This is a genomic window from Shewanella psychromarinicola, assembly GCF_003855155.1.
Taxonomy (GTDB): domain Bacteria; phylum Pseudomonadota; class Gammaproteobacteria; order Enterobacterales; family Shewanellaceae; genus Shewanella; species Shewanella psychromarinicola.
Window position 1 is genome coordinate 3,542,720 of sequence record NZ_CP034073.1, and the last position, 26,330, is coordinate 3,569,049.

18 protein-coding genes are annotated in these 26,330 nt (G+C 42.2%); 7 read left to right on the forward strand and 11 right to left on the reverse strand.

The window, feature by feature from the left end; translation table 11 throughout:
* Positions 1-17 precede the first annotated feature (17 nt).
* The 5 genes from hyaB to gloA all read right to left on the reverse strand — a co-directional run bounded on the left by hyaB (position 18) and on the right by gloA (position 5,908).
* Complete coding sequence (hyaB, locus tag EGC80_RS15510; RefSeq protein WP_101031258.1) at positions 18-1,721, reverse strand: nickel-dependent hydrogenase large subunit; 1,704 nt, start codon at positions 1,719-1,721, stop codon at positions 18-20.
* 2 nt (positions 1,722-1,723) lie between these two features.
* Entirely contained in the window at positions 1,724-2,860 is a 1,137-nt protein-coding gene (hyaA, locus tag EGC80_RS15515; protein ID WP_124013106.1) for a nickel-dependent hydrogenase small subunit, read from the reverse strand.
* Positions 2,861-3,372: 512 nt separating this feature from the next.
* Positions 3,373-4,233 carry a DMT family transporter gene (locus tag EGC80_RS15520; RefSeq protein WP_124013107.1) on the reverse strand — a complete coding sequence of 287 codons (861 nt, stop codon included), beginning with the start codon at positions 4,231-4,233 and terminating at the stop codon, positions 3,373-3,375.
* A 177-nt stretch (positions 4,234-4,410) separates the two neighbouring features.
* Positions 4,411-5,508, reverse strand: a complete 1,098-nt coding sequence (locus EGC80_RS15525; RefSeq protein ID WP_124013108.1) for an alkene reductase — start codon at positions 5,506-5,508, stop codon at positions 4,411-4,413.
* 13 nt (positions 5,509-5,521) lie between these two features.
* Entirely contained in the window at positions 5,522-5,908 is a 387-nt protein-coding gene (gene gloA / locus EGC80_RS15530) for a lactoylglutathione lyase (protein ID WP_101031265.1), read from the reverse strand.
* Positions 5,909-6,421: 513 nt separating this feature from the next.
* Between gloA and EGC80_RS15535 the strand changes: the two genes are divergently transcribed.
* From EGC80_RS15535 to EGC80_RS15550, 4 genes are all read left to right on the forward strand, one after another.
* Positions 6,422-6,832 (forward strand): cytochrome c3 family protein, encoded by a 411-nt coding sequence (locus EGC80_RS15535; protein ID WP_101031267.1) that lies wholly within the window; start codon positions 6,422-6,424, stop codon positions 6,830-6,832.
* A 20-nt stretch (positions 6,833-6,852) separates the two neighbouring features.
* Positions 6,853-8,091, forward strand: coding sequence for an NADH:flavin oxidoreductase (locus EGC80_RS15540; protein ID WP_124013109.1), 1,239 nt, complete (start codon positions 6,853-6,855; stop codon positions 8,089-8,091).
* Between the two features lie 96 nt (positions 8,092-8,187).
* Complete coding sequence (locus EGC80_RS15545) at positions 8,188-9,288, forward strand: hypothetical protein (protein WP_124013110.1); 1,101 nt, start codon at positions 8,188-8,190, stop codon at positions 9,286-9,288.
* Positions 9,289-9,363: 75 nt separating this feature from the next.
* The gene (locus EGC80_RS15550; RefSeq protein ID WP_124013111.1) at positions 9,364-10,281 is read left to right on the forward strand and encodes a LysR family transcriptional regulator; all 918 of its coding nucleotides are present in this window, start codon (positions 9,364-9,366) and stop codon (positions 10,279-10,281) included.
* 440 nt (positions 10,282-10,721) lie between these two features.
* On the opposite strand, the gene EGC80_RS15555 is transcribed toward EGC80_RS15550, so the two are convergent.
* Both EGC80_RS15555 and EGC80_RS15560 read right to left on the reverse strand, forming a co-directional pair.
* Complete coding sequence (locus EGC80_RS15555) at positions 10,722-11,429, reverse strand: SDR family oxidoreductase (protein WP_124013112.1); 708 nt, start codon at positions 11,427-11,429, stop codon at positions 10,722-10,724.
* A 383-nt stretch (positions 11,430-11,812) separates the two neighbouring features.
* Positions 11,813-12,265 (reverse strand): DUF302 domain-containing protein, encoded by a 453-nt coding sequence (locus tag EGC80_RS15560; protein ID WP_124013113.1) that lies wholly within the window; start codon positions 12,263-12,265, stop codon positions 11,813-11,815.
* An 812-nt stretch (positions 12,266-13,077) separates the two neighbouring features.
* Here EGC80_RS15560 and EGC80_RS15565 point away from each other — a divergent pair.
* A complete protein-coding gene (locus EGC80_RS15565) occupies positions 13,078-13,989 on the forward strand; it encodes an LPD1 domain-containing protein (RefSeq protein WP_124013114.1) in 912 nt (303 codons plus the stop codon).
* 393 nt (positions 13,990-14,382) lie between these two features.
* On the opposite strand, the gene EGC80_RS15570 is transcribed toward EGC80_RS15565, so the two are convergent.
* The 4 genes from EGC80_RS15570 to EGC80_RS15585 all read right to left on the reverse strand — a co-directional run bounded on the left by EGC80_RS15570 (position 14,383) and on the right by EGC80_RS15585 (position 20,199).
* Complete coding sequence (locus tag EGC80_RS15570) at positions 14,383-15,609, reverse strand: Xaa-Pro dipeptidase (protein ID WP_233768513.1); 1,227 nt, start codon at positions 15,607-15,609, stop codon at positions 14,383-14,385.
* A 376-nt stretch (positions 15,610-15,985) separates the two neighbouring features.
* Entirely contained in the window at positions 15,986-18,886 is a 2,901-nt protein-coding gene (locus EGC80_RS15575) for a DEAD/DEAH box helicase family protein (RefSeq protein WP_124013116.1), read from the reverse strand.
* 10 nt (positions 18,887-18,896) lie between these two features.
* Positions 18,897-19,484 (reverse strand): class I SAM-dependent DNA methyltransferase, encoded by a 588-nt coding sequence (locus tag EGC80_RS15580; protein ID WP_124013117.1) that lies wholly within the window; start codon positions 19,482-19,484, stop codon positions 18,897-18,899.
* A 112-nt stretch (positions 19,485-19,596) separates the two neighbouring features.
* A complete protein-coding gene (locus EGC80_RS15585; RefSeq protein WP_124013118.1) occupies positions 19,597-20,199 on the reverse strand; it encodes a hypothetical protein in 603 nt (200 codons plus the stop codon).
* Positions 20,200-20,901: 702 nt separating this feature from the next.
* On the opposite strand from EGC80_RS15585, the gene EGC80_RS15590 reads away from it, so the two are divergent.
* Positions 20,902-22,860, forward strand: a complete 1,959-nt coding sequence (locus EGC80_RS15590) for a methyl-accepting chemotaxis protein (RefSeq protein ID WP_124693492.1) — start codon at positions 20,902-20,904, stop codon at positions 22,858-22,860.
* A gap of 142 nt (positions 22,861-23,002) precedes the next feature.
* Positions 23,003-26,248: a bifunctional diguanylate cyclase/phosphodiesterase gene (locus EGC80_RS22740; RefSeq protein WP_124013120.1), complete on the forward strand. Its 3,246-nt coding sequence runs from the start codon at positions 23,003-23,005 to the stop codon at positions 26,246-26,248.
* Positions 26,249-26,330: the final 82 nt, after the last annotated feature.

Here is a 26,330-nt window from a genome sequence, read left to right on the forward strand (position 1 = left end):
TACTCTATTACCTCTGATTAAAACCCATTTGGATCAATTTTAAATTGACCTAAAGTGTGTTTCTTGTAATCCATCACGTGTACTGAACACGCCATACAAGGATCAAAGGAATGAATAATGCGAATGACTTCTAATGGCTTGGTTGGATCTTCAAGTTTCAAACCAATCAACGAGGCTTCATAGGGACCCATTTTACCGTTAGCATCCACAGGGCCTGCATTCCAGGTAGTGGGAACCACAGCTTGGTAGTTTTCAACTTTGCCATCTTTAATGCGGATCCAATGACTTAACGTACCGCGAGGTGCTTCAATCATCGAATAACCTTCATAAACGCGATCTGAATCAATCTCAGGTTTAACGTAAGTTGATTCATCCGACTGCATATTAATCAGTAAGGCATCAAAGGTTTGTAAACTGGCTTGACCGACTAACACGGTTTGTAACATGCGTGCAGCAGTACGACCTAAGGTGGTAAATAGCGCTTCAAGCGGCAAACCAGTGCGAGCTAATAAACCATCTACCGCATTGACCACAGGTTGATTACCGCGCGCATAGTTAACTAATAAGCACGCTAATGGACCCACTTCAATCGGTTCGTCTTGATAACGCGGTGATTTAACCCAGGTGTATTTACCATCACCATCAATAGTCGGCAACTTGCCATACACAGTGTCGCGTTCAATAAAGCCAGTGTAATCAGGAATGGTGGTTCCTTCATACGGATGTTGAGGGCCATCAGCTTTATACCAAGCGTGGGTAACATCTTCTTTAATTAAGCTTGGGTCAATGTCCAATACATTGGCTAAATCGCCGTTTAAAATGACGCCCTGGTTAAATAAATATTCACCATCGGAGGTAATAAAATCTTCACCACTCATGAAGCTGTTAACATTCACGCCACCAAGCACGCTCGGTTCAGTGCCAAACGCTTCCGCCGCCATCACAATATCAGCTTGATAAGCTCGCTCAATAAAGTCTTGAACAATAGCGTGTTTTTGTTTCCACTCTTGTAAACGCGCTGGGCTTAACATGTCACGTACTGAGGTCACGCCGCCCACAACAATAGACTGTGGATGTGGTGATTTACCGCCAAAAATAGCCAACATTTCAGCAGCCACACGTTGTACTTCAAGTGCTTTTAAGTAATGGGATAGTGCAATCAAGTTTTGTTCAGGGCTAAAACGATAAGTACCATTGCCCCAATATGCATTGGCAAAGGGCCCCAGTTTTCCGGTTTCAACTAAGCCTTTAACCCGTGCTTGTACGGCTTTGAGTTCACCTTCACCGGCAGCAATCGGCGCATCAGAATATTTCATCGCCACTTGAGCGGCTAGTGCTGGGTCAGCACTCAATGCCGATACCACATCCACCCAATCTAAGCCGTGTAAATGGTAAAAATGCACGATATGGTCATGCATGTATAGCGATGACTGCATAATGCTGCGCAGGTATTTAGCATTAAGAGGGATCTTAACTCCGAGGGCATTTTCTACCGCTTCAGTACCGCAACGATAGTGCGAATAGGTACATACGCCACAAATACGCTGCACAATTAAGCCCACATCCATTGGAGTACGGCCTTTTAAAATAACCTCAATACCGCGCCATAAGGTCGACGAAGACCAAGCTTTAGTAATGACATTATTATCATCAACTTCAACTTCGACACGTAAATGGCCTTCGATGCGGGTGATAGGGTCAATAACGACACGTTTACTCATGATTACTCCTCCAAAGGCTTAACAAAGACGCTAGCAACTGCATGAGCGCCAATACCGACAACGGTCGCGCCTAAAATGACCGCACCAATGGTGTCAGCTGTGGCATCAACGCCATGTAAAAGTTGGCGTCCGAGTGGTTTTTCAAAATCAGCCATATCATCCCAGAAATTCGGTTCAGAACACCCCATACAGCCATGGCCAGCTAACACAGGCCAACTCGTGTGATGGTTAAATCGTTCAGTAGGGCAGTTGTTATAGGTATAAGGGCCTTTACAGCCTACTTTGTATAAACAGTAGCCGTCTTTTGCGCCTTGGTCGCCAAATTCTTCCACAAACTCGCCCGCATCAAAGCGGCCACGACGTTCACAGTTATCATGTACCCGAGCGCCATAAGCCCATTTAGGACGATTAAACATGTCCAGAGCAGGTAACTTACCGAACATAATGTAATACATTAATGTACCGACAATGTTCTTTTCACTCGGAGGACAACCGCCTAAGTTAATCACCGGCTTATCGACAACTTCGTAAACACCTTTTGCACCAGTGGGATTAGGCGCAGCGGCTTGTATACCACCAAAGGCTGCGCAAGTACCTACTGAGATAATGGCCGCGGCGTTTTCTGCCGCTTCTTTAACAATGTGCAAGCCAGTGTGGCCTTTACAACCAACGGTTAAAAAAGTGCCGTTATTGGCAGTGGGGACTGCACCTTCAACCGCCAATAAATAGCGACCTTTGTAGGTTTCCAGTGCGTGTTCTAGATTTTCTTCAGCTTGCCAACCGGCGGCAGCCATCAGAGTTTCGTGATATTCGAGCGAGATATGATCGAAAATCAAGGTGTCTAGGTTGGGCGAGTCGCTACGAATTAACGACTCGGAGCAGCCTGTACATTCTGCCAAATGTAACCAAATTAGCGGCACTCTGTCGGCTAATTCAGCTGCTTCGGCAACCAAGGTACTAAAGGGTAGGGGCAAGGCAAACATTGCGGTGACCGAGGCGGTCCATTTAATGAAGTCTCTACGAGTTATCCCGCTATTGGTCATTTTTTCTTCTAATGACACGGGCTGACGTTGGGCAAATTGGCGCAAATAATCAAGGCGTTCTTGGCCTTGTTTATAAAGGGCTGCATGTGTGTCCATGTTGATACCTTATGCTTAAGTTAGCTCAATAGCTAAAAAATAGTTGCAATCTATCGGCATCAATATTAAAACGCGGTTAAAAAACGGCTTTGATGTAAATCAACTTGGGGATATTTACTCACTATAAGTAGGGTCTTAAAGTCAGATTTTTGATGTTGATCATGTTATTTAAGAGAATTCGTGACAAATAGTCTCGGATTTTCATTATATAGAGCCTGTCATCGGGTACTTCTGCGGGTGATAGTGTCGAAACTTGATTGTGTAGAGACCATCAAGGTTGGCCAAAAAACGATCTTGCTGCTATGGGGGAACACAACAAATGGGGAAACACAACAAATGGGGGGAATTAGAAACAATGAGAGTAAAGATAGAGAGTACAAATAGACATTCAACGAATCAGATAACACTTAAGCATTTATCCAAAGGAGGCATTTGGATGAACCGTCTAAGGATGAGTGAACAGCTAAGTCATTGTGAGCAATAGTGTTAATTAGTGTTAATTGTGGGAGACACTAACTCTTAGAATATTTGATGTAAATAAACAGTGACAACAGAATAACCCCGCCACCAATGAGCTTTTGCATTTCAACGACCTCATCAAGAAAACTGATAGACAGTATTAATGTCCAAATGGGCTCTAAAATCATGATCAGCGAAGCGGTTTCAATTTTAACGTTAAACTGGCCGACAGTTTGGAGCAAATAACGCACACTGGTTGCGATAACCGTTGATACCGCAAACCAAAATAGTACATGACCATTAATCTCAAAACGTTCAGGTGAAACCGCAGCCATAAACACACTGCCTACAATGCCCACCATGAATAATTGTACGCAGATGGATGTTAACGGTTTTATATTGGTCAAGACCCGCTTATTCAACACAAAATGCAATGACAGCAGTGCCGATGATAATAAGAAAAACCACTGGCTATTATCAACTTGCCAGCCAGTTGTGATGGTCAATAACATAATGCCTATACAAGTAATAGGCAGCGATATCCAAAACATGCGGTTAGGTTTTACTTTGAATAATAGCCAAGAAATAAACGGGGCAATAATCATCGCCAAGCTCATGATAAAAGCACCTTCAGACAAAGTACTAGAGATGGTAATCGCGTGCACCCATACTTCAATCGAAGCAGCTAATGCCATGCCAACGCCACCAAGCGCGGCAATTTGCTTAGGCCTGAGTGCAAAAATCTGCTGATAACAAAATGGCAATAAAATCAGACTCGCCATTAAGAAGCGAGCAGCAATAAACACCTCTCCAGGCATCTCTAAAATAACAAGTTTGGAGGATATCCATCCCACAGCGGCAAGCATAGTGGCCAGTAATAAGAATAGTTTGCCGCGCAATGCTTCTGTTTTCATTAAACAGTTAGTTCCAGCTGAGGGATGGGAAAAGGGGCAAGGCTCTTGGTCAGTCGCAATGATACGAGAAAACCAAAAGAGATGTCGTGATAAATAAATGATATATACGTATGAAGCGATACCAACCTAAGGTCAGAATCGCTCACATATTAACTCAACTAAACAGTATGATTACTATTAGCTTGGGCTGTATTCTGGGTAATCAGTATACCCGCGTTCAGCACCACCAAATAATGTCTCTGGGTTGTGAGACGCTAATGGATAGTTATGCTTAATACGGTTTACCAGATCTGGATTGGAGACAAATGGTCGGCCAAAACCAATCATATCTGCTACACCAGCATCAATGGCCTGAGATCCATTTTCGCCGTTGTAACGTCCCGCATAAATAAGCACACCTTTATAAACGTCGCGAACCGTATCTTTAAATACTGTTGGCGTCTCTGGGGCATCATCCCAATCTACTTCAGCCACATGGATATAGACCACATTGAGGCTATTAAGTAATACAGCCGCGGCAATGTAGGTGTCTATCGGTGTTGCATCAACAGTACCATTTAGCGATGTGAATGGCGCAAGACGAACGCCAACACGATCAGCGCCAATGGCCTGCGTCATTGCGGCAACCACTTCGCCAAGAAAACGCAAGCGGTTTTCAATACTGCCGCCATATTCATCGGTACGATTATTCGCTTCAGAATCGATAAACTGGTTAATCAAGTAACCGTTAGCGGCGTGCAGTTCTATGCCATCAAAACCGGCTTCAATCGCATTTAACGCTGCTTGACGATACTCGCCAATCACGTGTTGAATGTCAGCTTTAGTCATTTCGCGGGCTACTACCACGTCAACAAAACCGGGTTCGTTACCGTTATCAACAAACACTTTTACATTTTCTGCCTTTAGTGCGGAAGACGAAATAGGTTGTTGACCACCGATATTATCAGGGTGAGACACTCGACCAACATGCCAAAGCTGGGCGAAGATAGTGCCATTTTGTGCATGAACCGCTTTAGTGACCTTCTGCCATCCGGCAATTTGTTCTGCAGAATAAATACCAGGCGTCCATGCGTAGCCTTGGCCCATTACTGATATTTGGGTGCCTTCTGTAACAATAAGACCTGCTGATGCTCGTTGAGCATAATATTCAGCCATCATCTCATTGGGGACATTACCCGGTTGGGTTGAGCGCGAGCGCGTCATTGGCGGCATAACAATACGATTGTTTAAAGAGAGTTTACCGAGCTGTATTGGTTGAAATAGTGCATTGTTCATTCTGTATTCCTCTTTACTTGCTAATTTGGATAAGTTCAATTTGGTATCCATCAGGATCGACGATAAAGGCGATGTGGGTTGAGCCACCTTTTACCGGTCCTGGTTCACGGGTTACTTTGCCACCGCGTGCTTTAATGTCATTACAGGCACTATAAATATCCTCTACACCCAGCGCAATATGACCAAAAGCATTACCATGGTCATACTCATTGGTATCCCAGTTATAGGTTAATTCAATTGTGGTGCTGTCTGCTTGAGTGCCATAACCCACAAAAACTAAGGTGTAGCGGTAGTCTTTGTTTTCGGTTCTTTCTAGCACTTTCATACCCAGCACATTGATATAAAACTCAATTGATTTTTCTAGGTCAATGACCCTTAACATAGTGTGTAAAAATTTCATAAATTTCTCTTTAGACCGTCTATTTTGACCGTCACGTTAAAACGCATCACTGAGCTCGAAAGGAACAGTATACGTTGTGCGTATTGATGATGAGTTGTTGCCGATGGGAACAATATACGCTGAAACAATGAGAACTTTAAATTATGATAGTTTATCATTTTAATAATATTTTGTTATTAATTGGCTGCGAACAATGAAATATCAAATGCTTTGCTACAAAAATTTCAAAAATAGTTTTGCCTCAAAAATGATATAAAAACAGAAAACCAACAATGTGATCACCCTCATAGTACAAGTGCAAACTGCCTTTAACATCACTAATAACCTCGAAAAAACCGCTCATTTTTGCGCATTTCCCCACGATAATACACAGTCCCATTAATTAGTTTTTATTAATTAAAACAGTATAGTAGCTTGTTTTTTATTTCTGCAAAAGAGTATTGCGCCAGTTGCGTTGAAGCATCAATGAAGCCGTGATGAAATATTTTGGTCAAATAAACATTGGGAAGCATTATGAAAACCAGATTAACCATTGCTGCGATATTACTTGCAGCTATTTCGATGCCCGTCTTATCGGAGACGGTAAAACAAGAAGTACCGCAAGCCATTCTACCTATGCACGAAACATCCAAGCCGATTACGTTTGATCACTTGCGTCACGCACAAGTGGAATGTACTCAATGCCATCACCAAAACGAACAACGCGCAATGAGCTTTACCTCCTACAAATGTGCAAGCTGTCACTCTACCGCGAAGAAAGACAAGTCTGAAGATAACGCTTACTTCAACATCATTCATGGTCGTAAAGCACTGCCGGGTGATCTTGGAACTCGCTGTATGTCTTGTCATATCAAAGAGCAAAAGACCAGAAGTAAAGACAAGCCTAGCTTAACTGGATGCACAAATTCCGGCTGCCATAAATAATAATTTGAATTGAGGTAATTATGAGTATCGACCGTCGTACATTAATAAAATTTATGGGCATTGCTGCTGCAAGCGCATCAACCACAGTCGCATTTGGTAGTAATGCAAGCAGTGCAGCTCCCGTGTCTACACGCAAACTATTTGAAGAAGTTAAACTAGGCACATTAACCCTAAAAAACAGACTTATCCGTTCTGCTACGTCTCAGTATCGCGCCACTGTCGATGGTGATCCTACTGAAGATTTGATGCGCGTCCATCGCGAACTCGCTCAAGGTGGAGTTAGTCTTATCATCACCGGTCTGACTTACATAATGAAGGACGATCAATATGGCCAAGCGGGTACGGGCTTATATGATGACTCTCAGATCGATTTATATCAAAAAGTGGTCAAGAATGCCCACGATCATGGCGCTAAAATAGCTGTACAGTTAGCAATGGTTGGCCCACAGAGTGACTATCGTATTGACCACCGCGTAGTCTATGGCGCATCTAAAGTGCCACACCCTATTTATGGCACAGTGCCAAATAAAGTCATGACTAAAGATGACATTAAATTTGCCATTCAATCATTTATCGATGCCGCTCTCAGAGCTAAAAAAGCGGGTTTCGATGCCATTGAATTGCATTTCGCTCACAATTATCTAGTGAGTCAATTCTTATTCCCTTACTACAACGATCGAACCGATGAATACGGCGGCCCAATAGAAAACCGTGCTCGGTTTGCGTTTGAAATTTTAGAAGCCGTTCGTGGCGCTGTCGGTGCTGACTACCCAATTATTGCCAAGGTTCATGGCCGTGATTACTTGGGCAGTCAAGCGGGTGGTAATACTCAAGATGAAAACCTATTTTTCATTAAAGGCTTAGTTAAGCGTGGTATTACGGCATTGGATATCAGTGGCGGTAATAAAGTGCGCGGAATGGGGGAGTTTCATCCTGAGCTTCAGGACGAGAAAGACCAATCCTATTTTGCCGATGATGCTAAATATATCAGCGAACATGTTGATGTTCCAATGATGGTGACTGGGGGCAATCGCTCACCACATCTAATGGAAAAAATCCTTGCTGAAGTTAGCAATATTGAAGCATTTGGTTTTGGTCGAACCATGTTATCTGAGCCTAATCTAGCCAACAACTGGAAACAAGATCCAAACCACAAGCCACGCTGTTTGTCGTGTAACTGGTGTATCGCCAACTATGGCACTCAAAAATCGCAATGTGTTCTCAATGTATCGCGCGCCTATATCCCTGCCGGGCATTAACTATTTAACCAATTTATTGAGTTGGTTTACCTAATTGACCGCATAAAAACTAATAACTCAGTGCGGTCATCAACATTATTGATGGAAATATTAACGATGAACAAAACAAAAATATTTACCCTACTTGCTACCGCAACAATGTTAAGCAGCCCGGCTATCGCTGAAGATAATTATGATATTGGCGGCATGGTGCGCGCAAATTACGTCTATGTGGACTATGACGATGCATCTCAAGATAAACTCGGTGATATGAAATTTGAGGTTGCTGCAATTTCGTTTAACGGCGAAAAAGACGATTTTGGTGTCTCTATGGAATATCGCTTGAGAGCTGATTTTGATGCGATTAAACATGGTTTTGCTTACTACAGCCCTAATGAAAGCACCACGATTAGAGCGGGTATCGCCAAGGTTCCATTTGGTAATATAGGCTATATTTCTAATAGTTATTGGCTAAGTTTACAGTATTACGTAGGCTTTGAGGATGACTACGACGCAGGTTTTTCTGTTCAGTACGATGGCGATGGTTACCGCACCGATGTGGCTTTCTTCAAAGGTGCTGAAAACTCTGCATCATTAACCAATCGGTTTGCAGCCGATCTTTACACTGGTAATATTAATGGCACTGAGTACACCGCAGAGGAGTCAAATCAAGTTAACTTACGTCAATCCTTCTTTGTTGACACTTTTGGTATAAAATCTACTATTGGTGCATCGGTTGAGTATGGGCAAATGTACGACAATGCTACCGGTAATAATGACAATCGTTATGCATATGCCGTCCATTATGACGGTACAATGGATGCGTGGAATGTGCAGGCTCAGTACCTGAAATACCAATTTGATACCGCCACATCGGATCAAAATGCCGTGGCAATGAGCGTATGCGGTGGAGCTTATGAGATTGCATCAGAAGCCTCTGCAGTCACCGTCAATGTATCCAGAAAGCTTACCTCTGCTTGGGGTGATTTAAAAATCTACAACGACTTTAACGTATTGATGCCTGAGCAAGACGACTTCGATAATAGCTATCAGAACGTTACCGGTATCAGTGTTGCAAACGGGCCACTCTTTGCCTGGTTCGATTTTATTGTGGGCAAGAACATGCTTTGGTCTTCACGTAGTAATCATGTTGGCTTGCAAGATGCCTTTGGCGATTGGGACAAAAAAGTAAACATCAATCTTGGCTACTACTTCTAAGATAACAGACATAGGCCAGTCCATGCGATTGGCCTAATTACTTGATAGGGTAGACATACTCGATAGGTTACACCGATGACAAAAGAAAAGATGTTGAATGAGTACGTAACCTTAGACGAGCTGCGGATTTTATTAGCTGTCTATAATTCAGGTTCTATAAGTTGTGCCTCTGTTGATATTGGTGTCATGCCGTCAACAATCAGCCGCAGCCTGTCGAGATTAGAAACTAAGCTCGGTACATCATTAATAATGCGTAACACCAGAAAGATTGAATTTACTGCGGATGGACTGAAGTTACTCGCCCACGCCAAAGAGATCACCGCATCAGTGAACAACATTGAGGATGAATTTAGATCTAATGGTGCGACGCCATCGGGTACCTTACGGATTAATGGTGCATCACCGGTATTAGTTCACCTCATCAGCCCCATTCTAAAGAAGTATTTAACCCAATATCCACAGGTCAATATTGAGTTACAAAACAACGAAGAGATAATTGATATTATTGAGAAGAAAGTAGATATTGCGCTGCGCGTCGCGCCACTGACTGAAAATAGCTATCAAGTTACTCACATAGGCTCGAGTAAACGACGTTTATTGGCCAGCTCAGAGTATCTTCGTCAGTATGGCTTTCCTAACTCAATAGAAGATTTAAACAATCACATATTACTCGGTCTTGAAGGCCCCTCGATCCTTAACACATGGCCGATTGAAGATGGTAAAAGCCACAACCTTCGGGTTTCTCCCCGTGTTGTAGCTTCTAGTGGTGAAGTGTTAAGAAAAATGACCCTGTCTGGCACAGGTATAGCGTGTATCACTGACTTTATGACCAAAGCAGATCGTAATAGCGGCAAGTTAATTGAGGTATTAAAAGATCAAACAATTGATGAAAAAAGAGAAATCAGTGCGGTGTGCTATCGCGGAACAAGCTCCTCTATCAAGGTGTTATCCTTTATTGAATTTTTGAAAAAGGAGTTACCCAGCCTACTATAAGCCTTAATATTGATTTGCTATCAAAGCATTACCAATGCAACGCGTTACCAGTCAACATTAAGGGTTTGTTGAATTAAGCCGCTATGCGGCAGGGAAAGATAAACAACATCTTGATTGTGTTAATGTCAATATAATGAACTGTCGATTTAATTAATGTTACCAATCTATGCTGGTTAACATACAGACATCATAACAATATCAAGGATAAACAAGTTAAAACAATATCTTATCTATTTAAACCTTTAATGCAAGTCGCGGGCAAACATCAATGCGCATTATCTAATGTTTAGGTGTATATCGGTCAATTTGTTAGCTATTTGCGTAACATAAACATCATCACACCATATTTGCACACTAACAGACGCCCAAATCTCGAACCAAGGTATAAACGCATTGCCCACAAAACAGTTAGTGATTTGCTGTACGGATTGACGGGCTGATTAGAACGGCAGTTGCTCACCGCTAACATCATAAAACTGACCGGTATTGTGAATAGATAAATTGTTAATCACTTTGATAATCCCAAGCGCGGAATCATTAACCTTTACCTGTGCAGCGCTGCCGCCCATATCAGTTTGCACCCAGCCAGGATGAACAGAGACCACCGCGACATTATCATCAACAAGTTCTGTCGATAAATTGATGGCTAGCATATTGGCTGCGGCTTTAGACATTCGGTAACCATACCAATCGACACCTTGTGGTTGTGATAGCGATCCCTTAGAAGACGAGATAATCGCTATTTTGCACAAACGTGTTTTATTCAATAGAGTTAGTAAACAATGGGTTAAAAATAATGGCCCGAGCGCATTCACTTTAAAACACATTTCAGCGTCAGCATAATCGATAGCATGGATACTGTAATTATCTCGATCTAAAAAGCCCGCATTATTAACAATTAAATCGAGACTTATATTTTGCTGACGGAGCTTATTCGCTAAGCGATTGATTGTTTCAGGGCTCGTGATATCCATTGATTCAATGGATAATTTGTCAGTAAACTGAGCCTTTAACGACATAAGATCAGTCTTTGTCGCGTCATCTCTACAGGTTGCTATGACGCTGCAACCGTTGACAAGATATTGCTCTGTTAACGCTAGACCAATGCCTCTATTCGCACCGGTGATTAATACCACTTCACTATTCATTAAAAACCTCTAAATCGATTGTTTTATCTAATTTTCTGATAACTTCTTCTGATAACTTCTTCTGATAAATATTGATGTAAAATATTGATGTAAAATATTGATAAATATTATCTTGTCGTTGTGCCATTGTGGATGTAAATCGAAATGTTTATTCTGTGCTGCGATAGATAGAGTAATACCAACAATGCGGCAGTATTACGATCAACCACAATGGCTTAGTGATCATTGTCATGCTCTGCTTGTTCCTCGTATACTTGCTCTGAATTCATAAGCTGGTGGCTGTAAATGGGCGTTCAACATACTTGCGTGAACTACCTTGCTCAAACGACTTGTTCAAACGACTTGTTCAAACGACTTAGCTCAAATGACCAGCTGCGAAGTAACTACTTGGACGTTGCAGCAATGCTTAATGTATTGAGAGCAGCCGATATTTTGTTGATAACCTTATCGCAGCCGGCAATATTATGACGCAGTTTAATGTACTTCGGGTTGTTATACGACAGCCAAACCTTGTTATCAACATCCTCGCTAATCAATACCTTTTGTGGCAAGTCAATTGCGACAAGTTGGTTACACTGCATCAATTGGGTACCGATGTTAGGATTTCCGAAAATTATCACTTCAGTTGGCCTCAGTGCTAAGTTCACTGCGGCGGCATTTTTTTGATGATCAATTCGGGAAAAAACCGTAAACCCTTTATCTTTTATGATTGTCTCAAACCTATCTGCCGTTTCTTTGGCCGAGTAATGGCTTTCAACAGTGATAAGGCTCTCTAACGCGTAAGCATGAGTCGAAGCGAATAAGACGGCAACGGCTAAGCAAATATTTCTAATCATAAAGTCACCTATTAGGTATGTTTGATGAATAGTGGCACTTCGGCATAAAACGCGGGCACAAGCAGCGTTATAAAAATAGTGATAAATTCTTAGCTCAGCATTTATTCTACGCGAGCACGATTAATATGAGTTAAGTTATGAGCTAAGTTATGAGTTAAGTTATGAGTTAAGTTTCAGGCCACTTTATCAGCGCGTCCCTAATTTAACAGCAGTACCCAAAGTCATTATTTTGGACGAACCATCCATAACGTCCCGGCCAGGAATAGTTTCTGCCGTGGTATAAATCATAAATCCGCCATAAAAAATTAAATTTAAACCATCGTACTGCGAACAGGCTTAAATAGGAATTCAATTAGTGATACTTAAGTGCCCCCCCAATACTATTGTTTACTCTTTAGGCTATCGCAATAAAGAGTCGCAATAAAGAGTCGTAATGTAGAGTCGTAATGTAGAGACGTAATGAAGAGACGTAATGTATACGATCCATCTAGTGCTGGTGGACGTAATATGCACCAATAAATTAACCTACTGATTATATATTGGTTTTTATTTAAACAGTTTCACGCAACAATGCGTAAATATGCATTTAAATGAATGGAAGTTAAAAATCTGTGCCGGGTAAGACTTTTATTTTTGCATAAACAAGAATATTTATTCGATTATTATGTGAGGCTAAGCCTTTTGGTTAAGGTGAGTATAGTGCCGTCATTTGGACTGCTCTTTAGACCGCTTTTCGGCATGTTTACGCTATAGACATGGTATGCACATGTTGTAAACTCAGCATGCTTTTTTTGTTTTACTTCGAGGTATGTTTGGCTTCACATCATTCTTTGCTTAATCATCAACGTCATTTTGAACGTATAGGGCCTGACTATCGTAATGGCGATTCGGTCAGTTTTCTCGACATCAAGCATACCTTTGGTTTGCAGCATATCCGTGTCGGTAAATGGGTTAATCGAGAAGAGTCTGCGCTTGCGGCAAATCTAATTTTTGATTCGTTAGCCGACTTAGCCAATATTCTAGGCGTGCCACCTGAGCTCATTGGCTTACGTGGCAGTTTACGCTTTGCCTTTGGTCATGGTGGCCAAAAGGGGGTTCAGGCACATTATTCACCAGCATATCGTGAGCTAGCCTTAGCTAAAAATGCCGGAGCAGGGGCGTTAGCCCACGAATTTTGGCATGCGTTCGATCATTACATTGCCGACAAAATGTTTATTGATGACAGTCTGTTGAGCCCAGATGCCTACATGAGCGCTGCTAATCGATATGCTTGTGCCACCGATCATTGGCTTGCCGACAAATCGTTAATTGCTCATCCACTTAACCAGCAATTATCCAAATTATTCGAAATCACCTTTTTGAATGCCAGCAGCCAAGAGCCACACGGTTCTTTACTCGATGCTTCTTTACCAGATGTATCCTCATCACATGCTTCCTTACCACATGAGTACGTGCGGCGCTCAATCGCATTAGATAAACTGCAACGCAGCCAATATTTTGCTAAACCTACCGAAATGATGGCTCGCGCCTTTGAAGCTAGTATTGAAATGTATTCACAAGCCAATGCCGATATAGCTAACCCTTACTTAGTCAACAGCACTATCAACTCCCCCTTAGCCAAACACGGCGCTTATCCAGACGCACAACATTGTGCTGAGATTTACCAAGCCCTATTGGCATATTTTGAACCTTTGGGAATAGCGTTTGATAAGCAGAACGGGTAAATCAGCCCAGAGTTGAATGCACAGTCTCGAATGAGAGAAAAGACCTTGAACGAGATAAATAGCCCAGAGTTGAATGTATAGTCTTGAATCCAATAGCCTTGAGCTAGATAAGCACTGAACTAAATGATCACTGTCATGAGATCGTGCAACTACACATCAAGTTTAGATAATAAAAAAGGCCCAGCTTAATAGCTAGGCCTTGGCGTTTTAGATTGGTAAAGGTATTGAAGCTTATTGCTAACGACCCATAATAAATAGCTTATATCTACCTTGAAGAATAACGTTAATGGCTTGCTTATAACCCATTACTCAAAACCCATTACTCAAAACTAATTATTCAAAATTAATTGCTCAAAATAATTGTTTATAAAGAATGGCCTGTTAGCTAATGGTTTACTGTTTTTTATAAACCACGCCGTCTTTCATCACAAAGGTGACGTTTTCCATTAAGCTGATGTTATCCAGCGGATTGCCGTCTACGGCGATAATGTCGGCCAAGAAACCCGCTTTGATCTGGCCTACATTATCTTGTTTTAGCAGTGCGGCACTATTTACCGTCGCGGCCTGCAGGGCTTGAATAGGCGTCATACCAAAGGTCACCATGCGTGAAAACTGTTTACCATTGTCTCCATGGGGATAAATAGCCGCATCTGAACCAAACACCATCTTGGCGCCGGCCTTAACGGCTTTTCTAAAGCTGTCACGCTGGGCTTGTGACACTTGTTTTTCTTTATTGATATTGGCTTCTGGTACGCCATTGGCCGCGCCAAAGGCGAGGGTGTATTCAGTGTTGTAAATATCGCAAGACAAATAAGTGCCCGCTTTCAATGCCATGTTAATGGCTTCATCATCCATAAAACTACAATGTTCAATGCTGTCGATACCCGCGCGTATCGCATCTTTAATGCCGCTAGTACCATGGGCATGTGCGGCGATAACAAGGCCGCGCAGATGGGCTTCATCCACTGCAGATTTGAGCTCTTCATAGGTCATTTGCTGGGCGCCAACTTGGGTGCCTTTAGAAAATACCCCGCCAGTAGCACAGACTTTAATCGCATTGGCACCATATTTAATGTTTTCACGTACTTTAGTGCGTACTTCCCAAGGGCCGTCGGCAACACCTTGAGCTTTAGCGTGGGCTTCTGGTGCGGGGAAGTTATCATCGCAATGTCCGCCGGTAATGCCAATTGCATGTCCTACAGCCCAAATGCGTGGCCCAGGAATTTCGCCAGCATCTATTCCATCGCGAGTAGCAATGACGGAATAACCCGATGCGCCTAAGTCTCGCACTGTGGTAAAGCCTGCAAGTAAGGTTTTCTGGGCATTTTTAACCGCTTTAACGGTTTGTCTTGGCACTGAATAATTCATCGACTCTAAAAAGTTATCTTCAGCATCGCCAGATAAATGCACGTGCATATCCATTACCCCAGGCACCAGCGTTTTACCCTTGAGATCGACCAAGTTGTAATCGGCTTTATTGGTGATGTTTGCAGCGGTGGTAACCTTAATTATTTGATTGTCTGATACGATAATCGCAGCATCATTAACACTTTTACCTTTAGCAACGTCGATATAAGCATCGGCTAAGATCAGCGTGTCTTGGGCAATCGCTGGAGTCATAAAAGTGGTACCTAAAACTAGGCTAAGGGCGAGTGGAATTGCATTAATCTTGTTAATTTTTAGAGGCATGGCTATTTTTAAAATCCTTTGTTGTTATTGTTAGGAGCCGACATTGTTTATTTTGCATCGTACTAGGAATAGCCAGCCCTTTCTCTGCTTAAACGTCTGTTTGCACATAGCTTAAAAAGCATACGAGCGATAAATACTCGATTTTACAAAGCATATTAACAACTTGTTAACGTTACACGTAATAATTTGTGTATCAATTTGTATTAGCAGATAGTAATGAAGGGCTGTTTTAGCGCAATTGCACGAGCAATAATGAGGGTGAATAATGAAGCCATGCTCGAGTTGCTTCATTATAGGTGTCCATCATTTAACCAAAGTCAGACTCATCCAGTACCTGCTTTAAGCGCGCAAAAGTGTTCATGGTTTCATTGGCCGTCATTGGTGGATAATCAAGGTTATTGGCGTTTAGTTGATATTGGCCATCAGCCAACTTTGTCACTTTTCGCAGTAAATATTGATTGTCTCCTGCAGTATCTTGGATTTCGATTGCCATAATTTGTCCGGTAATCGAACCTGCATTGATAGGTGTAACCCGTTCTAATAACAGTAAATCACCATCACTAATTTGATTCTTACCGCCATTCATAGAGTTGCCACTGGCTGGCGCGATAAAGTAGATGGATGGATCTAATCTACTAAAGCTATCGTTTAATTGTCGGGTCTCAAAGTAGTCATCTGTTGCGGTTTTAAAGTGACCACAAGCGATTTTTAAATCCGGATAAAAGTTGAGTGATGGTTGCGCGTCTTTTGTAACATCTTTGGTAATAGCAACTACAGAATCCTGATTGTTATTAGTCGATTCTACGGTATTCATTTTGGTTTTGGTTTTGGTTAAGCGCTGGCTATAACGTGCGAGTAGTAATTGGCTCAACTCACTCATACTACGAGTGACGGTTTCAATATCCTCAACAGCAATATCCACATTAGCGTGTAAACAATCATTTTGAACCACAAACCAAGATTGAATATCAGACTTATCCTGTTTACATAAAAACGTAATTGGATTGTCTAACCAATACTTACGCCACTGAGGAGACTGAGCATTAATTTGCTGTAAATCAGCTTTAACATCTTGGGTCCACAATTTAGGATAACGTTTAAATACTTGCCAACTTTTGACACACAGCGAGTCAATACTAGGCGGTGTGCTTAAGCCGTCTAGTTCGATGAAAGCCTCAAGTAAAATGGCTTTAAAGCACTTGCTCATTGTGGCTTTTTCAACCCCTCTACTCAGAAATATCAAATATGGCGTTAACGAAAGTAATGTTTTGTCTTCACGTTCTTGGCTCAATACCAATTCAAACCAACTATCATTTTGCTTGGTCATTTTACTCCAAACATAACCACTGTGATAAAACTCGGTGGCAGTAGGGCGGTGACCTAAATCATCTTTGAGTAATTGGTATTGTTGATCTGCTTTGGTGTAATCAAGTTTTAACTGTTGCCAAAAGTCGACCAATTCGGGATCGATATTGATTAAGCACTTAGAATCGATTTCAGGATTGTTAAGACGCTTAATCGCTTCATTGGCATTTGCTGTTTGTAATAACGCCATTGGACGATTTAAAAAGCTGATGTGATTACCAATAAAATCGATAACAGACACAAAGGTTTTATTGGTTTCGGGTGATGTGCGTAATCCACGACCTAATTGTTGTAAAAACAGTATTTTAGACTCGGTAGGGCGTAAAATTAATATAGTATCGATTGAGGGTAAATCAGTACCTTCATTAAATAAATCGACTGAAAATATCACCTCTATTTCTCCCGAGTTTAATTGGCCAAGCGCTTCGCCGCGTCTAACTTCTGAGCCGCTATGCACCGACACGGCTTTAATACCACGGGTAGAAAACCACTTCGCCATAAAGTCGGCATGAGCTTTAGAGACGCAAAATGCCAAGGTGCGTTGCTGCTTGTGTGTTTGCCAATGACCAAACACGTGTTTAGCGCGCTTTTGTGTAGCAAACTGATTCATTAATTGTTGCGGATCAAACTTACCATTGCGCCATGGCAACTCTCGGTAATCGACCGTTTCGTCTTTAATACCTTGGTAATGAAACGGTACCAAAATACCCGATTCAATTCCGTCGATTATGTTTTTTTCAAACACCAAATTATTATCACATAACGATAGAATATCAGCTTGATCGGTACGCTCTGGCGTGGCGGTTAAACCGAGTAAAAACTGCGGCGTAAAGTGGTTGAGTAATAACCGATAACTGACGGCGCCAGCATGATGAAACTCATCAACAATGACGTAGTCGAAGTGAGCTTGATCTAGTTTATTAAGATATTCCGGTTTGCCTAATGTTTGAATCGATGCAAATACAATGTCCGCATCAATGACTTTGGTTGTCGCATTAAAATGACCGCTCACCATATTAGGCAACAAGGTTTTAAAAGTGCGCTCTGCTTGGAGTAATATTTCTTCGCGGTGGGCGACAAACAACACCTTTTTTGCGTTAAATTGCTGAACATCAAATGCAGCTAACCATGTTTTACCCATGCCCGTGGCTAATACAACCAGTCCCTTGGATTGCTTAGCTAAACGGGTATCCGCTAATGCGATTAAAGCTTGTTCTTGGGCCGAATTAGGTACTGGTTCTTCTGGCTCTGTTTCATGAACAATCGATAAGGGTGGTTTAAATAATTTACGCTTTTGGGCATAGTCGTTGATGAATGCATTACTAAGATCGATTGCCTGCGAATGATTAAAAATTTGTAAAAACTGCTCACGGATATAGCTAAATTCTTTAGGATCTTGATCCGGTAATAAATCGTGGCGCAAGCACCATTCAAATGCGTGGGTAAATGCCGCTTTACTGATGTTATTTGATCCAATGAAGGCACACCCTACATCTGTCTGTCCTGTTTGTTGCTGGACAAAAATATAGGTTTTCATGTGAAAGCTTTGATGATTTTTGCAGGCAAATATTTTGGTTTTAGCGCCGCGAGATTGCAAAATCATTAAATGGCGTAGGGCAACCGGATCGGTAATCAAAAGATAGTCAGAAGTGACAATTGAAATGCTGGCATTGCGCTCTAGCGCATCGGATAAGGCATCAAAAATTAAATCTAGACCCGATTGCTGAATGAACGAAACCGACATTTCAATACTGGTTGCGCGGTTGATTGCTTGTTGTAACTTGGGTAAAAAAGGGTCATCCAAGCCACCGCTGGTTAATACAGGTCCTTCTGCTAACTTCATTGTTGTATCTCTACATTATTGCTTTGATTAAGATGGCATTGAGCCATTTTTCATTTTCACGATCAGGGCGCACATCTGCGGTCACCCAAGTCTGGTTAATGACTAAATTTGTTTGTTGTAACCATTGCTGCAATCGTGACTCATCAGCATCGGTAAAAAAACGGCCATTATGACTTCGCTCTTGATCGCCATATTTAAACGAGCAATAAAACACGCCACCATCTACCAGTGTATTGGCCAAAATAGCAAAGGTGTTGGGTAGGTCTGTGGCGGCAACATGCAGTAATGAAGCGCAAGCCCAAATGCCAGCAAAGCGTGGTTGCTGCTCAAGCTGCTCAAACTGACAAACACTGACAGACTGGCCAATGTATTTTGAGGCGGCTTTGGCTAATTGGGCACTGGCGTCAATAGCGGTCACATTATAGCCCAAACCAATAAATGCTTTACTGTCACGGCCAGAACCACATCCCGCATCTAATATGCAGCTGCCAGAGGAGAGATGATGTATAAAAGGTTGGTACAATTCACTCATATCTGCATTGACGGTTGATTCAAAAAAGTCTTGTGAATGTTGGTCGTAAAATTCGATGGTGGACATGAATAAGCCTATGATTAATATTGTTTAAGTTTATCTGCAATCTTGTGTTTATGATTGTCTCAAGAGTTTACTTTTTGAATTTGGAAGCTTTGTTAGCACCCCAAATAAGCACTTAATAATCGACTTGCTGAATCACCTTTATAGCCACTTCTCCACGTCCTTTTTTAGACGGTACTCGATGTCCGGTGTCGGCGTTGGTTTTCATGGTTTGAATAAACTGATTCATTTTCGGCCCAATGCTGATGTGCAAAGATCGGTCTTTGCCATAGTAATATAGGCGATCAAACTTAATATTTTCACAAATCCACAGTGCGACTTGCTGCATATCGACTTGTTTGCCGTCATTGTTCTCGTTATGGCTGTCGAGCAGGGTGAAGTCGCATGCTGCGCCTAAACGGTCGCAGATAATTTTTTTATTTTGATTGAGTTCATGGGAGCAATGTTGATCAAGCTTTGGCGCAATATGAGGATTGCGATTTTTAGCAATTTTTCTCACCAGCTCTGGCGAACAAAAACCATAAGTGAGCGCTATTGGCCCGAATTGATCGACGATTGGGTCAAGTATTTGGGTGGCTAGTAAACTGAGGGCGCGCCAAGTGTCTGGTTGCAATGGCAGATTTTCAATTTGATGTTCGATAGCCGTTGAACCGCAGTTTATTAACGCTGCGTAGGTAAAATAGCGGCTCGCTTTGCCATTGATATTATAGGTAAACAATCATCATCCATTATCTGTGTTCAATTGGGGGTAACAATACCGTGTATTGATTACGCTGACTAGATTGAACTGCTAATCACGATGATAAACCTATGAAATTGTGATTGAGAATGAACATAATCAGCAGTGTCCGGCTGCCATCGCTAAATGCTATAAGTCTGAAAAACGCAGAATAGAGGCTCGTAACGGATTTATCGATGTGATCAGTAAAAGAATGAGGTGTTCAAACTCATTTTTGAACATAAAAGGCTTAGCACTAAAGCGTTAGAGGACAATCTATGGGGTTGATGATAGTTGTTGCTAGTTGTTAATAGTGGGTGTTGATAATCGGTCCGGTCGCGATTGGGTTTTTAGTTCAATTCTTATGGAGATTTCAGATTATTTAACCTTAACGCAAGATGATAAACCGTTATCAAACAGCTCTTTGAACGGTAAATGAAGTTGTATCAACTCACATGTGCTGCCTGCTGCCGCTACGATTGCGATTGTCGTTTCTGTTATCAAAAATGAACTTTTGCAAAATAACGTTAACAAGTGAAAGGTTAAATATTGATCACAATTTTAACATCACTATCATGCAACGTGATCAAACCCGATAAATCAAAATACCTAAGATGTTATAGTAACTCATTGATTTATAAACAGAACGTTACTCGGTAAAGTGGGGCGTTAACTTACAATTTCTTGTTGCTAGGCGAATATATGTTAAAGGATTTACGATTAGGATTAAAAATAGGCTTAAGTTTTTTTGTGGTTTTAGCCCTTCTTTCGGTAGTACTCGGTGTGGGTATTATCGCACTTGAAAAAGCGGATGAAGGGATCACTCGATACGAAGGTCTCGCGAGAGAAACCAATTTTTCAGGGCGCTTGCAGGCGAATATGTTAATGGTTCGGATGAATGTGTTGGGCTATCTCGACACTCAAAATGACAATAATTTAACCCAATATAAAGCCTACCTTGATAAAATGGATACCTTCTTGGTTAAGAGTAGAAAGGAAATCCAACAACCAGAACGTGCGCAAATTATAAAGAGCCTTGAGACATCGATAACCAAGTATAAAAATGCTTTTTCTAGCGTCGTATCATTAACGGAACAACAAAACAGCATACTTAATGACCAACTCGTGCCTCAGGGAGAGGTGATGGGAGAGGCTATCGCTGCAATAATTAAGTCGGCCTATGATGATAATGATGCCAAAACCGTTTATAACGCCTCCCATGTTCAAGAGAAATTGTTATTTGGACGCTTGTACGTTGTCAAGTTTCTGAAGTCTAATACTCAGCAAGATTATGGTGTAGCTATCAACTCGATGGACACTAAACTGGTAGAAGAAGCAACCGAGCTAAAACAATACTTATCAAATCCTACTCATAAATCACTATTATCTCAATTTTTAACGGCGCATCAGAAATATTTACGAGGCCTTAATGATATTCATCAGCTTATAAAAGACAAAAACGAACTCATTAATAATACACTGAAAAAAATTGGCCCGCAGGTGGCGAAAAGTGTAGACGACGTAAAACTGTCTGTTATGGCAGAGCAAGATATATTGGGCTCTGAGATAAAAACAAATACTAATGACAGTATTAACCTCACTCTGATTCTGTCTTTTGTTGCCATTCTTATGGGCTCCATTGCGGCGTATTTGTTGACTATCGCCATTACTCGTCCAATAAGTCAGGCAGTTAAGGCCGCTAATCTACTGGCAAAGGGCGACTTAACCATCGAAGTAACAAGTTCAAGCCGCGATGAAACTGGGCAGTTACTCGCATCCATTCAAGGGACAGCCACTAACCTGAGAAATATTATTGCGACCATATCAGGCGCCAGTATTGAGCTTGCATCCGCCTCACAAGAGTTGGCGGTGGTGACAGAGCAGTCAAGCCAAGGGGTGGTAAACCAGCAGACTGAAACAGATTTGGTTGCAACCGCAATGAACGAAATGGCTGCGACGGTTAATGATGTTGCTAGTAATGCTAGTAATGCTAGTAATGCGGCTGGTGCGGCTAATCAAGCAGACAATGACGCGAGTAGTGGTAGCCAGGTGGTTGAAAAAACGATTTTAGCAATCAATACCCTTGCTGACAGGGTTAATGAGTCTTCTGAGAAGCTAGGTGAAGTCGAAGACGCAACCCTTAATATTGTTAAAATCTTAGATGTTATTCGAGGGATTGCCGACCAGACTAATTTACTGGCACTCAATGCTGCAATTGAAGCTGCCCGTGCTGGTGAGCATGGACGCGGCTTTGCCGTCGTGGCCGACGAAGTTCGCTCACTTGCTCAGAGAACCCAAGGGTCTACCCAAGAAATCCAAAATATGATTGAGCAGCTTCAGGCAGGAACCCAAAGCACGGTAGCGGTAATGACCCAAGGGAGAACTCAAGCGGCAGAGAGTGTGGATCAAGCCAATGAAACGGGGCGTGCATTACAGGCCATTACTCAGGCTATCAGTGTGATTAATGACATGAATATTCAGATTGCAAGTGCATCCGAGCAGCAAAGCTCTGTTGCAGAAAGCATTAATGAAAATGTGATTAATGTAAAGCATATTGCCGAAGAAAATGCGGTAGCTGCAAACCAGACAAGAGCCTCTGCTGGTGAGATTGCACTTTTATCTGAACAGCTAAAAGAATTGGTCGATCAATTTAAGATTTAACTATGATTTATTGATAAATAAGCGCGTCTCTGTGATGCGCTTATTTATCTTTCTTAACCATTCTTAGTCTGATTGCCTGCAAGTCAATTAGTAAGAGGAAATTGATATTTTTGACATTATCACACCGATATCATATTGGATATTGACCACCTTATGGTTGGTTATTATCGGCATTTGTCTGCTAAAACGTAGACAATTAACAACCCTTGATGGGTCTGTTGGCGGAGCGGTTGCCGTTCTCCTCATTATCCTTGGCATTGATGCCGTCAGGACCATCATTGAAAGTGTCTATTTAGGGTTGTATTTTACCTCACTGTACGGGCTGATCCCAAAAGCTATCAACGAGCTGTTGTCGCAACCCTCTTGGCTCATTATTCCCCAATTAATCAATGTTGCTGCTGGCTTGCTGGTCATCTGGCTTCTCCTCAAGCGTTGGTTACCAAGCAAACTGGCTGAACGTGAACAAACATTGCGCGCTCTTGATAAAGCGAAAACAGCATCCGTTAATAACGAAAGGTTGTTCAGCTCAATTTCTAATTGTGTTACCGACGGCTTTATTTTCGCAGACCCAGAGCGCCGAATTATATCGATAAATCAGGGAATGGAACTTTTGTTAGGGTATTGCTCTGATGAGCTTGTGGGAAAAAACGTATCGATTATTTACGCAAGCAATGAAGAATATGAGCGACAAGGTCTAATGTATTTTAATCTCGCTGCTGGTGAGAAACTCAAACCTTATGAAGCTAATTACCGCCACAAGGACGGCGGGATCGTTGTTGGCGAAACCAGTCGAATTATGATTAAAGATGTTGATGGCCAAATTCAGGGCTATATGGGCTTCATTCGCGATGTCACCGACCGCAACAAGACCGCGATGAAATTACAGGCGAATCAGGCGGCACTGTCGCACCATATTCAGAATACGCCGCTCGGGTACATTTCACGGGATATAAACTCAAATTGTATTGAGATAAACAAATCAGCCGAAGCCATATTCGGCTACTCCGCCGACGAAGTCAGGGGGCATTGTCTATTAGACCTCTTGGTGCCTGATGAAGGTAGAAATGATATCGAAAATGTTATTAAGTCATTGTTAAAAAGCAATAAAGACTCCATCAGTATTAATAAGAACAAGACCAAAGATGGCCGGACCATCATCTGTGAATGGCACAATACTCCGCTTGTCAGTGAGCACGGTGAGGTCATCGGGGTGACATCATTAATCCAAGATGTTACCGAAAATAGGCGTACCCAAATAGCTTTGGAAGAGACCGAGAAGAAATTTCGGGAGCAAAGCCAACGTTATGCTGAAGTGATTTGGGGCGCCAATATTGGCACCTGGGAATGGAATGTACAGACAGGGAAAGCCTCGTACAATCAACGCTGGGCCGAGATGTTGGGTTACAGTCTTAAAGAGCTTGAACCCATTGACAACAACACTTGGGAGAAACGAGTTCATCCCGATGATATACATAATACCAATGAATTGCTAAAGCGTTGTTTCACGAATGAGACAGATACTTACGAATGTGAGTTTCGGATGCAGCACAAGGACGGCAGCTGGGTCTGGATCCTCGATCGTGGGCGGGTAGTTGAGTGGACGAAAGATGGCAAGGCGGTGCGAATGTCAGGCCTACATCAAGACATCACCAAGAGTAAGCAATCTGAAGACGCGCGCAAACTTGCCGCCAGCGTATTTACCTACGCCAGAGAAGGTATCATCATCACTGATACCAAAGGTGTCATCATAGACGTTAATGATGCTTTTAGTGATATTACCGGCTACGAACTCAGTGATGTGATAGGACAAAATCCGCGAATGCTAAAATCGGGACTTCATTTACCAGAGTTCTATAAAGAAATGTGGGCCACGTTGCAACAAAAAGGTTATTGGACGGGGGAGGTCTGGAACATGCGTAAAAATGGTGAGGTTTATCCGCAGATACTTACCATAAGCTCGGTACTCGATGATATTGGCGTGGTGCAAAACTACGTTGCCCTATTTAACGATATTACTGCGATTAAAGAGCATCAGGGACAATTAGAACGTATTGCTCATTATGATATGTTAACAAACTTACCTAATCGTACATTATTGGCAGACCGTCTAACCCAGTCAATGAAGCACAGCCAACGTCAACAGTCATTATTAGTGGTCGCCTTTGTTGATTTGGATAGATTCAAAAAAATTAATGATACCTACGGTCATATCGTTGGTGATGAATTATTAATTGTGGTCTCATCTCGCATGAAGGAAGCCCTACGTAATGAAGATACGCTGGCTCGTATAGGCGGGGATGAGTTTGTCGCTGTGATTGAAAATATACATACAATGGCGGATTGTGAGCCTATCTTAGAGCGGCTATTGCTGGCTGCATCGGATCCTGTGGTAGTGGGGGGCGTTAGACTGGAAGTATCTGCCAGTATTGGTGTCTCAATTTATCCACAAGATGACGTCGATGCAGATCAACTCATACGCCATGCCGATCAAGCCATGTATGTTGCAAAGCAACAGGGTAAGAACCGCTATCGCTTGTTTGATTCTGCACATAATACCGCAATGGTTAATCAACATGGAGAATTGGAGCGCATACGTAAGGCATTGGATGGGAATGAGTTTTTACTTTATTACCAACCTAAGGTCAATATGAAAACAGGGGAAATGATTGGCGTTGAAGCATTAATTCGTTGGCAATGCCCCGAGCGTGGTTTAATCGGCCCTAACGAGTTTTTGCCTGTCATTGAGGATCATGTTCTCAGTATCGCGCTAGGCGAATGGGTCATTGGTACCGCACTGAGTCAAATTAAGGCGTGGCAAACGCTGGGGTTGAATATTGCCGTCAGTGTCAACATTAGCGCAATTCAATTACAGAGTGATGATTTTGCCACTCGTTTGGCTGAGTTATTGGCCGCATTCCCCGAGATTGATCCTAGCGCTTTAGAATTAGAAGTCCTTGAAACGAGTGCAATAGGTGATTTGTTGCAGGTTTCTGAGACCATGCACGCCTGTATTAAGCTGGGGGTTAATTTTGCATTAGATGATTTTGGTACGGGTTACTCTTCATTGAGTCACCTCAGGCGTTTGCCCGCGAGTTTGATTAAGATAGACCAGACCTTTGTGTGTGATATGTTGATTGACTCCGATGACTTGTCGATTGTCGAGAGCGTGGTGGTATTGGGCAAGACATTTAAGCGTGACGTTATTGCCGAGGGAGTAGAAACCATCGCCCATGGTGTTGCATTATTGCAATTAGGCTGTGAATTGGCACAGGGGTATGGGATTGCGAGGCCGATGATGGCTAAAGATGTTCCTCAGTGGGCGGCAAACTGGCAGCCAGATGTTGCGTGGCGACAGTTTTGCCATCCTAAATTAGTCTCCGCAAATTAGTCTCCGCAAATTAGTGTGGGTCAGTGCGAATTATGAGATAACAATCAGGACATTTCGGACTTGATACCGTGCAGAAACAGCA